The sequence below is a fragment of the Thermovibrio sp. genome, assembly GCA_015488335.1.
GTDB lineage: Bacteria > Aquificota > Aquificia > Desulfurobacteriales > Desulfurobacteriaceae > Balnearium.
In genome coordinates this window covers 22706-36760 of the sequence record WFNZ01000035.1, presented here as the reverse complement: position 1 = coordinate 36760, position 14055 = coordinate 22706, and the positions used below count along the sequence as shown (strand labels likewise).

Annotated in this window: 16 protein-coding genes; all 16 read right to left on the bottom strand. The window is 46.1% G+C overall.

Features of this window, described 5'->3' with window-relative positions:
• Window positions 1-10: 10 nt before the first annotated feature.
• Window positions 11-424 carry a hydroxyphenylacetyl-CoA thioesterase PaaI gene (gene paaI / locus F8H35_RS04305; RefSeq protein ID WP_472572316.1) on the bottom strand — a complete coding sequence of 138 codons (414 nt, stop codon included), beginning with the start codon at window positions 422-424 and terminating at the stop codon, window positions 11-13.
• 108 nt (window positions 425-532) lie between these two features.
• Window positions 533-1159 (bottom strand): 2-oxoacid:acceptor oxidoreductase family protein, encoded by a 627-nt coding sequence (locus tag F8H35_RS04300; protein WP_472572315.1) that lies wholly within the window; start codon window positions 1157-1159, stop codon window positions 533-535.
• The gene (locus F8H35_RS04295; RefSeq protein WP_472569092.1) at window positions 1156-2007 is read right to left on the bottom strand and encodes a 2-oxoacid:ferredoxin oxidoreductase subunit beta; all 852 of its coding nucleotides are present in this window, start codon (window positions 2005-2007) and stop codon (window positions 1156-1158) included. The genes F8H35_RS04300 and F8H35_RS04295 overlap by 4 nt, the downstream gene beginning before the upstream one ends.
• A gap of 11 nt (window positions 2008-2018) precedes the next feature.
• On the bottom strand, window positions 2019-3170 hold the full coding sequence (locus F8H35_RS04290; RefSeq protein ID WP_472572314.1) for a 2-oxoacid:acceptor oxidoreductase subunit alpha: 1152 nt from the start codon (window positions 3168-3170) through the stop codon (window positions 2019-2021).
• Window positions 3171-3181: 11 nt separating this feature from the next.
• Window positions 3182-3409, bottom strand: a complete 228-nt coding sequence (locus F8H35_RS04285) for a 4Fe-4S binding protein (RefSeq protein WP_472572313.1) — start codon at window positions 3407-3409, stop codon at window positions 3182-3184.
• An 11-nt stretch (window positions 3410-3420) separates the two neighbouring features.
• A complete protein-coding gene (gene sucD / locus F8H35_RS04280) occupies window positions 3421-4323 on the bottom strand; it encodes a succinate--CoA ligase subunit alpha (RefSeq protein WP_472572312.1) in 903 nt (300 codons plus the stop codon).
• 10 nt (window positions 4324-4333) lie between these two features.
• Entirely contained in the window at window positions 4334-5503 is a 1170-nt protein-coding gene (sucC, locus tag F8H35_RS04275) for an ADP-forming succinate--CoA ligase subunit beta (protein WP_472572311.1), read from the bottom strand.
• A gap of 70 nt (window positions 5504-5573) precedes the next feature.
• Complete coding sequence (locus F8H35_RS04270; protein ID WP_472572310.1) at window positions 5574-7682, bottom strand: HD domain-containing phosphohydrolase; 2109 nt, start codon at window positions 7680-7682, stop codon at window positions 5574-5576.
• A gap of 7 nt (window positions 7683-7689) precedes the next feature.
• Entirely contained in the window at window positions 7690-7941 is a 252-nt protein-coding gene (locus F8H35_RS04265; protein ID WP_472572309.1) for a hypothetical protein, read from the bottom strand.
• Between the two features lie 282 nt (window positions 7942-8223).
• Window positions 8224-9456, bottom strand: coding sequence for a (Fe-S)-binding protein (locus tag F8H35_RS04260; RefSeq protein WP_472572308.1), 1233 nt, complete (start codon window positions 9454-9456; stop codon window positions 8224-8226).
• 86 nt (window positions 9457-9542) lie between these two features.
• Window positions 9543-10289 (bottom strand): iron-sulfur cluster-binding protein, encoded by a 747-nt coding sequence (locus tag F8H35_RS04255; RefSeq protein WP_472572307.1) that lies wholly within the window; start codon window positions 10287-10289, stop codon window positions 9543-9545.
• Window positions 10289-10498, bottom strand: a complete 210-nt coding sequence (rpoZ, locus tag F8H35_RS04250) for a DNA-directed RNA polymerase subunit omega (protein WP_472572306.1) — start codon at window positions 10496-10498, stop codon at window positions 10289-10291. Before rpoZ ends, F8H35_RS04255 begins: the two co-directional genes overlap by 1 nt.
• Window positions 10491-11114, bottom strand: a complete 624-nt coding sequence (locus tag F8H35_RS04245; protein ID WP_472572305.1) for a Uma2 family endonuclease — start codon at window positions 11112-11114, stop codon at window positions 10491-10493. The genes rpoZ and F8H35_RS04245 overlap by 8 nt, the downstream gene beginning before the upstream one ends.
• A gap of 26 nt (window positions 11115-11140) precedes the next feature.
• On the bottom strand, window positions 11141-11800 hold the full coding sequence (gmk, locus tag F8H35_RS04240; protein WP_472572304.1) for a guanylate kinase: 660 nt from the start codon (window positions 11798-11800) through the stop codon (window positions 11141-11143).
• Entirely contained in the window at window positions 11790-12662 is an 873-nt protein-coding gene (locus F8H35_RS04235) for a YicC/YloC family endoribonuclease (protein ID WP_472572346.1), read from the bottom strand. Before F8H35_RS04235 ends, gmk begins: the two co-directional genes overlap by 11 nt.
• 5 nt (window positions 12663-12667) lie before the next feature.
• On the bottom strand, window positions 12668-13978 hold the full coding sequence (locus F8H35_RS04230) for a peptidylprolyl isomerase (RefSeq protein WP_472572303.1): 1311 nt from the start codon (window positions 13976-13978) through the stop codon (window positions 12668-12670).
• Window positions 13979-14055: the final 77 nt, after the last annotated feature.

The window sequence follows — 14055 nt, the reverse complement described above, 5'->3', positions numbered from 1 at the left end:
TTGGTTCTTCTTAGGAATTACAAATGGGCTTATCTGTGAAGTAAGCCTGGCCAACAAAGAGGGCTACTGTTGTTCCATCCCCTTTCTTTACTTGAACCTCGTAAACGCCGATCCTCCTGCTTCTGTTAACCTCTCTTGCTTCTGCTGTGAGCTTTTCCCCTTTTAGAGCTGGTTTTGTGAAGTTGATGTTTGCTGATGTTGCAAGGGCTACGTTTCCGTAGCTGTTAGAGGCAACTGCAAAGGCAAAATCGGCGAGTGAAAAAATTACTCCACCCTGGCACACTCCAGCTGCGTTGAGCATTGAGTCGTTTACGGAGAGCTCCACAAGAGCATACCCTTCTCTTACCTCTTTAACTTTCATTCCGAAAGTTTTTGCAACTCGGTCGTTTTCCTCCATAAACCTTGCAATATCTTCCGGTTTCAAGGCTTTTTCTCCTGTTGGGTTTTAAAGAATTATAGAATGGTTGTTGGAAAGTTCTGATTTTGATAGAGGGGAAATTGAAAAGGGGGAGGGAGCTCCCCCTTTAAGAACTTAAGCCTTCTGGAGGGCAGCCTTTCCTATCTTTACGCCTTCCTGGAAAGCTGTTTTGTTGAGGTCAATGAAGCGCTTTGGAACGCTCTTCTCAATAGCCTTCAGGAAAGACTCCTCAGAAATGAGGGGCTTTCCGTCAAACTGGAGTGATGTTGCAACCTGGAAGACTCCAAGGGCAACTATGTTCATAACCTGCCTTCTTCCAAGGCCTTCAGCTGCAGTTCTTGCAATGGGAGCGGAGACAACTCTGTACATGTTGCAGTCAAGGTCGCACTGAACGAGGTCTTCGTCAACTATTACGAGAGCTCCCGGCTTAACGTTAACAAGAACGTCTGCCGTGTTCTCTCCACACTCAGGGTCTAACCTTACAGGCTTACCCTTAACCATCTCATCGTAAGCTTCCTGAGACTGGATGATTACTGCGTCAAGCTCAGTTACCTGAGGGAAGTCTATCTGCTGATCAGAGATTACTACATCTCCAAGTGATGTTCCGCTCCTCATTGCAGCGCCGTAAGTTGCCGTCTGGGTAGCCCAGAGTCCTTCCTCGGCGGCAGCAGTAGCAAGAACAACAGCGGCCAGAATTGAACCCTGGCCGGCCGAACCTATAACCCTAACCTCATACCTCATTTTTCACCTCCGGAAAGCTGCTTAACCCTGTTCCAGTAAACCTCTGTATACTCAGGCCTTGAGTCGTCGTGGTAGAGAACACCCCTTGGGAGCTTTCCAGCCCTTTTCTCCTCTGGAAGTTTCTCCCACGCTTTAACGGGAATCGTGTTCTCCTTGAGCCACATGTACATCTCTTCAAAGGTCATCCTGTTCTTCCTTCCGTAGATGATTGTACATGGAGAGAGAACTTCAATGAATGAAAACCCTTTGTGCTTTATACCGTCTTGAATTAGTTTCTTGAGCTCTGTAACGTGGTAGGCGGTTCCCCTTGCAACGTAGGTTGCTCCAGCGGCCTTTGCAAGCTCTGCAACGTCAAAGTTGGGCTCGTAGTTTCCGCCAGGAGTTGTTGTTGTCTGTGAGCCAAGGGGAGTTGTCGGCGAAACCTGTCCGTGGGTCATTCCGTATATCCAGTTATTGATCATAACAACTGTTACGTCAATGTTCCTGCGGGCTGCGTGGATGAAGTGGTTTCCGCCGATTGCAAAGCAGTCTCCGTCTCCTGTGAAGACAATCGTTGTGAGCTCAGGCTTAAATAGTTTCAGGCCTGTTGCAAAGGCTAAAGCCCTTCCGTGGGTTGTGTGTAGAGTAAATCCGTCAAAGTAACCGGGAGTCCTTGAAGAACATCCGATACCTGAAACCATTGCAACCTGGTCATTATCAATTCCAAGGTCGTAGAGGGCCATGCAGGTTGCCTTAAGTGCCTGACCGATTCCACACCCAGGGCACCAGATGGTTGGGAGCTTGTCAAGCCTTAAGTATTTAAAGTAAGACTCCTTTTTCTCAAGAACTTTCTCAAAGGGAACGTTCATTACTTACCTCCTTAAACTCTTGCTTTTGCAATCTCCTCAAGTTTTGAGAGGATCTCAGACGGGTAGATAACCTTACCGTTTGCCCTGTTGAGCCTGTAAACGGGAGCTTCTCCCCTGGCGCACCTCTCAACCTCAAGGACGTACTGACCCATGTTGAGCTCTGGAACTAAGATTGCGTTAACGTGTTTTGCCAGCTTGTTGAGTGTCTCTTCCGGAGATGGCCAGATGGTTACAACCCTTAAAAGGCCTGCCTTGATTCCCTTCTCCCTTGCCATGTCAACGGCAGTCTTTGCAGCCCTTGCAGTTGTTCCAAAGGCCACAATTGCCACTTCGGCATCGTCTAACTTATACTCCTCGTTCTTCTCCATCTCAGGCTGATTTCTCTTAACCTTCCTGATGAGCCTCTCAATCAGCTCTTCGCACATCTCAGGGTTTGTTGTTGGGAAGCCTGTGTAGTCGTGGTGAAGACCTGTTGCGTGTCCCCTGTATCCCGGTGTCCCGTAGGGAGCTATTGCAGGGACGTCGTCCTCTCCGGGCTTGTATGGAAGATACTCTTCAGGTGGAACGTCGGGCATCTTCCTGTTCCAGATCTCAACCTTATCAGGTGTGAACTGCTCCATGTCAACGGTTTCCCTCATGTGGCCGAGGACTTCGTCTAAGAGGAGAACAACGGGAGTTCTCAGTCTCTCTGCCCAGTTGAACGCCCTAATCGTCTCTTCCATTATCTCCTGAACGTTTCCCGGGTAGAAGACGGGAATAAGCTTGTCTCCGTGGGTTCCCCAGAGGGACTGCATAATCTCCTGCTGGCCGATCTGGGTTGGAAGACCTGTTGACGGGCCGCCCCTCTGAACGTTTACTACAACACAGGGAGCTTCAACCATAAACGCATAGCCGAGGTTTTCCTGTTTCAGTGAGAAACCGGGGCCAGAGGTTGCTGTCATAGCCTTTGCGCCGGCAAAAGAAGCTCCAACAACTGCAGCCATAGAGGCTATCTCGTCCTCCATCTGGATGAACGCTCCTCCGTGGCGGGGTAGGAGCTCCGCCATCCTCTCAGCGATCTCAGAAGATGGTGTAATCGGGTAACCTGCATAAAACCTGCAGCCTGCAAGGATTGCAGCCTCTGCACAGGCGTGGTTTCCATACTTAATCTCAAGCTTTGCCATACTTTCCTCCCTTAAGCGCTTGCTATTTCTTTGTACTCCTCTGGAGTGAAAACGTAGATGCAGAAGTCGGGGCATATCATTTCACACTGCTTACATCCAATACACTTCTCAGGATGTGCAACGGTCATGACTGCCCTAACTTTGTCAAGCTCAAGAACCTTTGTGGGGCAGACTGATGCGCAGATGTTGCACCCCTTGCACCAGTCCTCTCTAACTTCAACAATTCCCTTTACAGCCATACTTTCCTCCTTTAGAGAAGTCCTCTTTCCTTTAAGGCTTTTTCCATCATCTCGCCAATTTCGGCGGGAGTGTTGCAGACGTAAGCTCCGGCGGCTCTTAATGCTTCCATCTTGCTCTTAGCGTCTCCCTTACCGCCAGAGATAATTGCTCCAGCGTGTCCCATCCTCCTTCCCGGAGGAGCTGTAACTCCGGCTATGTATGCAACAACAGGCTTCTCAACGTTCTCCTTAATGTATTCTGCGGCTTCCTCTTCCATAGTTCCGCCAATCTCCCCTATGAGGACAATTGCATCTGTATCGGGGTCGTTGTTGAACATCTCAACGGCTTCCCTGTGGGTTGTTCCTGGAACAGGGTCTCCACCGATTCCAATAACAGTTGACTGGCCGATTCCCCTCGTTGTCAGCTGGTAGGCAGCTTCGTAAGTAAGGGTCCCTGAACGGGATACGATTCCAACCCTTCCCTTCTTGAAGATGTGGCCGGGCATAATTCCCATCTTACACTCTTCTGGAGTGATGATCCCTGGGCAGTTGGGACCGATGTAACGAACGCCAGTTCCTTCCAGAGCTCTCTTAACCTTAACCATGTCATTAACGGGAATTCCCTCTGTGATGCAGACGATCAGCTTAATTCCTGCGTCTGCTGCCTCCATTATTGCGTCTGCCGCAAAGGCAGGTGGAACGAAGATGAGGGAGGCGTCTGCTCCTGTTTCCTTTACAGCTTCCTCAACCGTATTGAAAACGGGAACCTCATACTTTCCTTCATCGTCCTTCCAGATGAGCCCACCCTTACCGGGAGTTACACCTGCAACTATCTGAGTCCCGTAGTCTAAACACTGCTTCGCGTGGAAAGAGCCCTCCTTACCTGTAAGCCCCTGAACAACTACTTTCGTGTTTTTATTTACTAAAACGCTCATTTTCCCCTCCTTATAGTTCACCTTTTGCTGCTTTTACAGCCTTCTGTGCACCGTCTGCCATGTCTTTGGCAGGGATTATGTTGAGGCCACTCTCCTCAAGCATCTTCCTTCCAAGCTCAACGTTCGTTCCCTCAAGGCGAACGATTAGAGGCCTGTCAAGATCAACCTGTTTTGCGGCCTCTATAATTCCTCCGGCAATCCTGTCGCACCTTACGATTCCGCCGAAAATGTTTACAAAGATTGCCTTCACTTTAGGGTCTGAGAGGAGAAGCCTGAACGCTGCAGCTACCCTCTCAACAGTAGCTGTTCCACCAACGTCTAAGAAGTTTGCAGGCTCTCCGCCGTAGAACTTGATCGTGTCCATAGTTGCCATTGCAAGGCCGGCACCGTTAACCATACAGCCGATGTTTCCATCAAGCCTCACGTAGTTGAGGTCCCACTTCTTGGCCTCAAGCTCTAACGGGTCAATCTGAGTTGTGTCTTCAAGCTCCTGAATGTCTGGGTGTCTGTAGAGGGCGTTGTCGTCAAAGTCAATCTTTGCGTCTAAGCAGATGAAGTTGTCCTCTTTCGTTTTGACCAGCGGGTTTATCTCAATGAGTGAAGCGTCAAGGTCAAAGTACATCTTTGATAGGGTCATAAGGATTTTCACAAACTGGCTGACCAGTTTTCTATCTGTAAGTCCTATCTTGTAGGCTATCTTCCTTGCCTGGTAAGGTAAAAGACCGATTGCAGGGTCAACGTGCTCCTTTATTATCAGCTCGGGGTTTGTCTTTGCAATTTCCTCAATCTCCATTCCGCCTGCTGCAGAGACCATAAATACAGGCCTTGAAACTTCCCTGTCCAAAGTGAGGCCTACGTAGAACTCCTTATCTATGTTTACCCCTTCTTCAATGAGGACGCAGTTTATGGGCAGGCCTTCAGGGTTCTGATAGGTTTTGAGCCTGCTGCCTATCATTTCGGCAGCTATTTTGCCGGCCTCTTCCGGGGACTTTGCAAGCTTGACTCCACCTGCCTTACCCCTTCCACCGGCGTGAACTTGGGCCTTAACTACAACTACTGGTGTTCCAAGCTCTTTTGCTGCGCACTCTGCCTCTTTGGCGTCGTGGGCAACTATTCCCCTCGGAACGGGCAGGCCGTACTTCTTAAATATCTCTTTAGCCTGATACTCGTGGATTTTCATTCTTTCCTCCCGCCACTGAAATTGGTAATCATTTTAACAAAATTTTTACAGAACTTTTACAAGGAAGAAGCTACGACTCAAACTCAAGGGTGGTAAGTTCTACTTTGAGAGCTTCTATGTCTTTGAAGTTCTCTATTTGGTGGAAGGTGAGTTTTATTCCGAGTTCCTTTTCTATCTCTCTTACTGCTGTTTCTACAGCCTCTCTTTGAGGGAAGAATATCAGGAAGTTGTCTCCAGAGTACCTTACGATGATGGCGTCTTTCAGTTTTGTCTGAAGGAGCTCCACCATCTTCTTCAGTATCTGGTCACCCTTTTCCCATCCCTCTTTAACGTTTATGTTGCGGAGCTCCTTTATATCTACCGTAAAGGCCATTGGTTCTTTAAAGCGTTCTCTTGCTATCTTGTAAGCCAGTTCTAAGGCGTTTCTGTTGAATACACCTGTTAAAGAGTCTCTCAGGTAGTAGTCAAGTCTTCTTTCTTCTACAACGTTAAGAAACTCCGATGAGATAAAGTCTTCAGGTGGTGGAGGTTCTTCGTTGAGGAGAATGTAAAGAGCGTTTTCTACAACTTCAGGGTCGTAGTGCTTTCCGGCCAGTTTGCGGAGCTCCGCAATTGCCTGGGTTTTAGGTATACCTGCTCTGTATATCCTATCGCTCGTCATAGCGTCAAAAGAGTCTGCTACTGCAAGTATCCTTGCCTGAAGGGGGATTTCCTGCCCTTTAAGTCCTTCAGGATAGCCGCTTCCATCCCACCTTTCGTGGTGATACTTTATTCCGGGTAGAGAGTCTTTTAGAATATCTATGTGTTTAAGAAGTTCATAGCTGAGTAAGGGATGGAATTTTATTATCTCGTATTCATCGTCAGATAGTTTTCCCGGTTTTAGGAGAATACTGTCGGGGATGCCTATCTTTCCTATGTCGTGAAGCAGTCCAGCTATGTATATTGCTTTAACCTCGTTCTCTTTCAGTCCCATTGCTTCTGCAATTCTCTTTGAGAAGAATGCCACCCTTTCAGAATGGCCTTTCGTGTAAGAGTCCCTTATCTCTATACCCCTTACTAAACTTTTTACGATTTTCTCTGTAAGTTCTTTTTCCCTCTTAAGTTTTTCTTCAAGGCTGTTTATAAGGTTTTTAATTTCTACGGAAATTGCTATTGACCTGGCTATGTTCCTTATAAAGTGTTTAACCTCTTCCTTTACAGGTTCTGTTTCTTTTTTGAAAAAGATTATGAAACCTACAGTTTCTGACATCACAGTTAAAGGAATTCCGAAAATATATTTAATACCTAAATTCTTTTCTAAGGTTGAGAGTATAGAAACTTTTGTTGTTTCTACTTCTCTCTGTAGTTCTAAAAGGTATGGCTCTATTCCCTGGAGTTTTTCTATAGCTTTATTTAAAATAAGTGGCTCTTCGTTCTCGTTTTTTGGTATTAATCTGATTTGAATGTTTTTACTTTTTGGTTCTTTTACGCCAATTATTACACCATCACAGTCTGTAATGTTTAAAACTTTCCTCATAAGGCTTACAAATTCTCCATTGAAGCCCTTTCCAATAGTTAATAAGTAGATAAACTGAGAAATTACATCTTCTCTCTCTGTTTTCCTTCTTATAGTATCAATCATTTGATTAATACTTGATCTTATTCTGTTGAACTCATCGTCAGTTCTGCCTTCTGGTAGTTTGGAGAGCTCCCCTTTTGAAATTTTCCCGATCTCTCTCCTTATCTTCCAGAGAGGTTTCAGGTAGAAATTTCTTACGGCTATTAAGATAAATCCTGTTAGAATTAATGTGACTACAAATATGATAAGTGAAACTTTCTGGGCGGATTCGCTTGACCTTTCTACTATCAGGTTCTTGTTAAGAAGGACGAAAACTTTCTCCTTTCCGTCGGGGAAGAGTAGTTCCTTCTCTATGAGAAATTTTGATCTCTCTTTAGGGGCGGTCATGTAAACCTTTTCTATGTAAGGAGCTCTCTCTAATATTTCAATCAATTGTCGGGACTTCTTCTTTGATCCTACGGAAACAGCTGTTACTTCAATGTAGTTTTCTGCATTTTTTACACTGTTTCTTAAAAGTTCGTCTTTGAAAAACTGGTAGCTGATAAGGTATGTTCCTACTCCTATAAGAACGGATACCACAAGTGTTATTGCCGATAGGAGCCAGTACTTGTCAATTCTCACCCCTTCCTCACTTTCCGCAGTGGAAAAACCTGTATGGAACTTCTTTTGCCGAAAGTAGCTTTACGACGGCCGGATCTTTAAGGAGGTCTACTCCGTAGTTCCACCCCTCTACAAGTTTTACTGCATCTTTATGTCTCTTTAGTAAAGAATCTCTCATTAGAAGAACAAATTTCTCCTTTTCCCCGATTATCGGTTTTTCTTTGTTTCTTTTGAGGGCTATAGTGCAGATTTGCTGCCATTTTGACGATAGTTTTTCCAATTTCCGAGCTGTTTTTAAATCTGTTAAAACGACAGAATATTTACTAAAGTTAAGAAATCTTAAGAGTGAGTCACTGTTCTCAACCGAGTCTAGCTGGAGGTTTATTCCGTTTTTATCAAAAAATCCAAAAAATTTACTCGCTTTGAATGGTAACTGTAGGTGAGGGGATGAAGAAATAACGTAGATAGGTCTTTCAGTACTGCATCCAGTTATGAAAAGGTAAAGAATAAAAATTAGCCAGGTAAGCTGTTTCATAATTCACGATTATATCAATCTTTAAATCTATTCTAAGCATTCGGCAAGCAGGTCTGCAATATGGAGAGATTGCTTTTCGGAGTCTATTCTCTCAAGACCTTCAGCAATGTTCATGACACAGCCGGGGCACTCTGTTAGAACGGCGTCTGCTCCGGTTGATTCGGCATTCCTTGCCTTTTTGAGCTGAATTTCTTTAGAGATTTCGGGGTGAGAGAGTTTAAAGGATCCCCCCATTCCGCAGCAGTTGTCGGACTCGGGCATGTCAACAAACTCTACGTTCTGAAGAACCTTTAGAACGTCCAACGGGTAGTGGCGGGGGATCTTTTGGCCTCTTACTATGTGGCAGGGGTGGTGCCAGGTAACCTTTACCTTCTTGGGAAGTTTCCACTTTCCAATCTCCTCAATGTTCTCGTAGAGGACTTCAATGAGTTCTTTCACAGGGACTCTCAGCTCTTTATACTCTCCCTTTAAAACGTGGCCGCAGGTTGCACAGGCGGAGACTACGAAGTCTGCCTTTTCACCTCCCCAGCCTTTCAGGTTCTTCTTTTTCATTTTCTCAAAGGATTTGAGGTCGCCAGAGAAGAAGGTGGGAGCTCCGCAGCAGAACTGCTCCCTCGGAACAAAGACTGTATAGCCGAGGGCGTTTAAAACCTTAACGACGTTCTCTGCCGTTTCTGTGTAGAAGTTGTTGAACATACACCCTGTAAAGAAAATCACTTTGCCCTTTTCCTTCCCATTTGCCGGGAAAACTTTATCCCTGTCGTTGAAAGGTTTTGAGCTTGGCTGAGGAAGTAGGACTTTTCCAAGTTTAGGAACCTTTATCGGCAATAGCCTGTTCTGGGGGCTGTTTGACTTTTTCGTAAAGAGCTTTGTTAGAGGAGATGTGAGTTTCCCAACAGTTTCAAGGAGATTCCTGTTTGAGAAGAGCTTAACGGCTGCTGCTTTTTCCGGCGGAAGTCCAAACTTCTCAACGGCTTTGGTCCTGGCAGAGATGATTATCTTCTCATAGTCAACCATTACCGGGCATATTTCGGCACACCTTAAACATGTTGTGCAGAGGTTGAAAAAGTGGGCAGCTTCCCTGTCAAGCTCAGCTTTTCCTTTGTTAATTAGGTCTGCTAAGAAAATCTTTCCCCTTGCAACGGAAGGCTCCTCATGTGTTACGTTAAAGACGGGGCAGACCTGCCGGCAGGAGCCGCACCGAACGCACTTCTCTACGAGCTCGTCAGTTATTCCAAGTATCTTTTTCTCCTCTGCCATTTAAACCACCAAACAGGAAAGTTTCTCCTTAATTTAGTCCTGTGATTCCTAAATGGGAATGATTCTCATTTGAAAAGAGGTTTCCTTTAGAAGATAACCTCGTCAGCTCTGAAGATTGGCCCTTCAACGCAGCACCGTTTGTAGCCTTCTGTCGTCTTAACCGTGCACCCCAGACAGGCACCTACACCGCAGGCCATTCTCCTGTCTAAAGAGAGGAAGCACTCTGCCTTTTCCTCTTCTGCAATCTCCTTAACAGCTTTAAGCATCGGCGTTGGCCCGCAGGCCACCCAGGTGTAGTCTTTGAATTCTGGGAGCTCCTTCGTTACAAGCCCTCTTTTCCCGTAAGAGCCGTCTTCCGTGTAGACAACAGTTTCTATTCCATACTTTTCTAAAAAGGGAAGCCCTGAGAGGTTCTCGGAGCTCCGCTCTCCGTAAAGGACAACAACATCTTTTCCAGCCTCTTCAAACCACCTTGCAGCCAGGAAAAGGCCTCCTATTCCTATCCCTCCGGCAATGAAGAGGTATTTCTCTCTGTCTTCGGGTATTGAGTTCCCAAGGGGCATTAGGACTTCAACCTCTTCTCCGGCTTCTGTTTTTGTGAGGAGCTCCGTTCCCCTTCCGTAAACCCTGTAGAGGAAAGAGACCCGATTTCCCTCAACGTTGAAAATTCCTAAAGGGCGGCGGAGTAGCGGGTCAAACTGGATGGAGCTCCGCACCTGAACCATTCCAAACTGGCCTGCCCTTATCTTTTCAACAGTTTCTCTGTCTGCCTCAACAGTTAAGAGGTAGTCTCTTCCGCAGACTCTGTAGTTCTCAACTACCTTAAACCCCATTACTCCTCTCTCTTGGGGTAGACCTTTCCTTCAAGGATTTCAAAGAGTGCGATTACGGTCTTTTTATGTTCCTCTCCTTTCTCGTCCTTTCCAAAAGTGTAGGGGTCTACTGTGTAGAGGTGCCTTGCCCTTTTGGCTGCAACGTGGACTGTTTCGTAGAAGTTCCCAACTTTCTCAACTACAGGCTCTAAGGGTATCCTCTTAGCCATTCTCTTCCTCCTCTACAAGGTCTTTTAGTGTAATTGTGATGCCTTCAAGGATAGGTATTTTGTAGTCCCAGTCAACTATGAGCCACGGCTTTCCCTTCTCTGCAACCCAGACCTTTTTCTCTTTCGTAAATATCCAGATAACCCTCTCTGTTCCGGCCTCTAACAGGTCTTTTGTCTTCCTGTGGAAGTAGTCCATGGGGGTTGTGAACTTCCTCAGATCTGCCTTTGTGTCAACCTCTATGACAACCTTCGGCGGAACTTCAACGTAGGTGTCCTTTTTCAGGTAGGGCTTAGCCTTCTCCTTTTCCCAGACTGCTATGTCAAGGTTATACCAGCTCTTTGGGGCGAACTTGTATCCCACTTCATTTCCCAAAACTGTGTAGCCCAGTTTTTTGAGTTTTGGGTAAAGTATTGAGAGTAACAGAGTAACTAAATAAGACTGTAATCCGCTGCTTCCCATTACCTCCTCCAGACTCCTCTCACCGGAAAGGACAAGGTCGTAGTCCCTGTAGTAGATGGGGCTTCCGTGGCGCATCTCGTAGATGAGCTCTTTCGGTATCCGCTTCCTCTTCTTTGCCGTCTTGACCTCTTTCTTCTCTTTTTGAGCCGTTGCCATCTCTTCCTCTTATGGGGTTCTGATTCTCAATTTAGTTCTGCTCCCTTTTCAAGGAGCTCCACCATCTCCGGATCTTTCACTATCTTCTCAAACTGGCCTTTAAGCCTTTCGGTTCTGCACTTTTCTGCTATCACAATTGACCTGAGCTTTTCGTAGGCCTTCTCCAAAACATCGTTTACAACTATGTAATCGTAGAGGGGAGCTCTCTCTACCTCTACCCTTGCTATCTTCAGCCTTTTCTCTATTGTCTCCTCGTCGTCGGTTCCTCTGCTTCTGAGCCTCCTCTCAAGCTCTTTAAACGACGGAGGGAGAATGAATATGAGGACGGCCTCGGGAAAGTTCTTCTTTACCTGGAGAGCTCCCTGGGTGTCTATGTCAAGTAGAATGTCCTTTCCTTCGTTAAGGGCTTTAAGAACCTGGCTTTTAGAGGTTCCGTAGAGGTTCCCGTAGACCTCTGCCCACTCTAAAAAATCCCCCTCTTCAATCATCCTCTCAAAGGTTTCCTTGTCAACGAAGAAGTAGTCTTTTCCGTTAACCTCTCCAGGCCTTGGCTTTCTGGTTGTGTATGAGACCGAGAACTCCATATCTGGAAACTCTTTAAGGAGCATGTGGGTCAGCGTTGTCTTTCCCGTTCCAGACGGGGCGGAGATGACGATTAAAAGACCCTTCAGCTTATTACTCAACATTTTGAACCTGCTCCTTAATCCTTGCGATTTCGGTCTTTACCCTTAGAACCGGCTCTGTGATGTCTATCTCCTTTACCTTGTTCCCTAGGGTGTTTATCTCTCTGTGCATCTCCTGACACAGGAAGTCTAAGGTTTTTCCTATGGGTTCGTTTTCAATTTCCATTATCTCTCTGAACCGCTTTACGTGGGCTTTGAGGCGGGAGATCTCCTCTGAAACGTCCTGCTTTTCGGCAAGGAGTGCCACCTCAAGCTCTACCCTCTTCTCAAACTCCTCAGGAATCTCCTCTCCTTCAAGGAGCTTTTTCACCTTCTCCTTCAGCTTCTCAAAGAGTTTTCTCTCAATCTCAGAAACCGATTTCTCAAGCTCTCCAACTGTTTCTTCTATTACAGAGAGGTGCTCTTCAAAAAAGGCTTTCAGCTTCTCTCCCTCAGATTTCCTTGCACTGTCAAGCTCTAATAGTGCCTTTTCTACAGCCTCAAGGAGCGGTTCTTTAAAGGGTTCAACGTCAATCTCCTCTTTCTGAAAAACCTCTGGAATTGATAGGAGATCTTTCAGTGAAACTGTTATTTCTTTCCCGGAGAGAGCTCCCAATCTCTCAGCTGCCCTTATGTATGCCAGGCCCTCTGAGTAGTTTACGCTTACAGGAACCTGAAAGTCTGGAGAGGTTCTATACTTAACGTGGAGCTCCAAGTCTCCCCTCTTAACGTAGGTAGAGATAAGGCTGTTGAGCTGGTTTATGAGGGGGTTGAAGAGCCTTGGAATGGAGAACCTGACCTTTAGGGCTTTGCTGTTTAGACTCCTGACTTCTGCCGTTATCTCCACAAGTTCGTTGGCTGTTATTCCTTTTCCGTATCCCGTCATACTTTTCACTTCAGACTCCTGAAAAGTTCCATATTTACCTTTATATCTGCCTTCTGCCTTAAAAGGTTTATAAAGTCTGTGTAGTCGCTCTGCTGTTTCTGGGCTAAGAGAAACTGTTTCAGCTTTTCAACCTTTTTGGGGTCAACCTTTTCTACGGTAAGGTCTGTTTGAGGGGAGAAAACGCCGTAGCCGTTTGAAAGCCTTAGAACAACTCTCTCTCCAACCTTTGCGGTAAATAGCTTCTCGGGGCTCTCAACAGGCCTGAACTTCTCTGTGAACTGGGCTCTGTCAAGTGGTTCTGTCTGGTTGGGGAGCTCCCCTTTATACCCTTCAGCTGCCTTTTCTGCCTCTTTAACCGCCTTCTGAAGAGAAATCGTTTTAACTATCTGCTCCTTCACCTCTTCAAAGGGCTTATACCTCTTTGTCTGAACCTTAAAGGCGAGAAGAAGCTGATTTCCCTGACTTCTGAAGACAAAGTTCTTCTTCTCAAGCTCCTTCTGGAGCTCCTTGTCCTTCAGTTTAGCCGGGTTCATCTTGAGGAGCTCCTCTAACCTTCCATCCTTTGCGAGTTTAAAGGCCTTCTGGGCTTCCTTCTCACCTTCGGCCGTTTTTGGGAACTTCAGGAGGAACTCTCCCGTCTCTCCCTTTTCAGCAAACTCCTCTCTGTGCTTTTCGTAGTATTCCCTTGCCTCCTTTTCAGAAACTTCAGGTTTAAACTGGCTGAACGGAAAGAGCCTGTAGCTGAACTTCCTGCTTCCAAAGAACTTCCTGTAGAAGATGTCTATTTCAGGTTTTGTTAAAGATGGGGCGTTGTTAACAACAGAGAGGAGCTTTTGGATCAGTAAATCTTCCCTTACCGTCTTCTCAAAGGCCGATGGAGTTAAGCGCCTTGCTCTTAAGAACTCCTTGTATAGTTCCACAGAGAATTTTCCGTTCTTCTGAAAGGCAGGAATTTCCTCAATCGCCTTTGCAACAGCCCAGTCGCTGACCTTTAAACCTTCCTCTTTTGCCTCCTGAAGTAGGAGCTTTCTGGTTATTAGCCTCTGGAGTGCAAGCCTTTTAATGTCCTCATCGCTTACTATCTTCCTGTAGTTCTCACCAAACTGTGCCTTCAGCTGGTTTACAACGGTTGAGTACTCCCTGCTGAACTCCGGAAGCTTTATCCCTTCGCCGTTAACTGTTGCAATCTCGTTTCCAGATGGTCCTGAAACGGAGCCTTTTCCCCACACAAGGAAAATCGTTCCAACAAAGGAAGCTGCAACTATCCATAAGGGAAGACTGAAGGCCCTTAGATTGTTCCTTATTTTAGAGAGCATTTTCCCTCCGGTTGAAAATCGGTTGACCAGATTTATACTTAAAATCAGAACCTATCTCAACTGTGATTTCAGGAGAC

What these genes read in the sequence shown, in the direction of transcription:
- F8H35_RS04300 (WP_472572315.1), bottom strand. Translation starts at nt 1,159, where the DNA reads ATGAGGTATGAGGTTAGGGTTATAGGTTCGGCCGGCCAGGGTTCAATT.
- F8H35_RS04295 (WP_472569092.1), bottom strand. Translation starts at nt 2,007, where the DNA reads ATGAACGTTCCCTTTGAGAAAGTTCTTGAGAAAAAGGAGTCTTACTTT.
- F8H35_RS04290 (WP_472572314.1), bottom strand. Translation starts at nt 3,170, where the DNA reads ATGGCAAAGCTTGAGATTAAGTATGGAAACCACGCCTGTGCAGAGGCT.
- F8H35_RS04285 (WP_472572313.1), bottom strand. Translation starts at nt 3,409, where the DNA reads ATGGCTGTAAAGGGAATTGTTGAAGTTAGAGAGGACTGGTGCAAGGGG.
- sucD (WP_472572312.1), bottom strand. Translation starts at nt 4,323, where the DNA reads ATGAGCGTTTTAGTAAATAAAAACACGAAAGTAGTTGTTCAGGGGCTT.
- sucC (WP_472572311.1), bottom strand. Translation starts at nt 5,503, where the DNA reads ATGAAAATCCACGAGTATCAGGCTAAAGAGATATTTAAGAAGTACGGC.
- F8H35_RS04260 (WP_472572308.1), bottom strand. Translation starts at nt 9,456, where the DNA reads ATGGCAGAGGAGAAAAAGATACTTGGAATAACTGACGAGCTCGTAGAG.
- F8H35_RS04255 (WP_472572307.1), bottom strand. Translation starts at nt 10,289, where the DNA reads ATGGGGTTTAAGGTAGTTGAGAACTACAGAGTCTGCGGAAGAGACTAC.
- rpoZ (WP_472572306.1), bottom strand. Translation starts at nt 10,498, where the DNA reads ATGGCTAAGAGGATACCCTTAGAGCCTGTAGTTGAGAAAGTTGGGAAC.
- F8H35_RS04245 (WP_472572305.1), bottom strand. Translation starts at nt 11,114, where the DNA reads ATGGCAACGGCTCAAAAAGAGAAGAAAGAGGTCAAGACGGCAAAGAAG.
- gmk (WP_472572304.1), bottom strand. Translation starts at nt 11,800, where the DNA reads ATGTTGAGTAATAAGCTGAAGGGTCTTTTAATCGTCATCTCCGCCCCG.
- F8H35_RS04235 (WP_472572346.1), bottom strand. Translation starts at nt 12,662, where the DNA reads ATGACGGGATACGGAAAAGGAATAACAGCCAACGAACTTGTGGAGATA.
- F8H35_RS04230 (WP_472572303.1), bottom strand. Translation starts at nt 13,978, where the DNA reads ATGCTCTCTAAAATAAGGAACAATCTAAGGGCCTTCAGTCTTCCCTTA.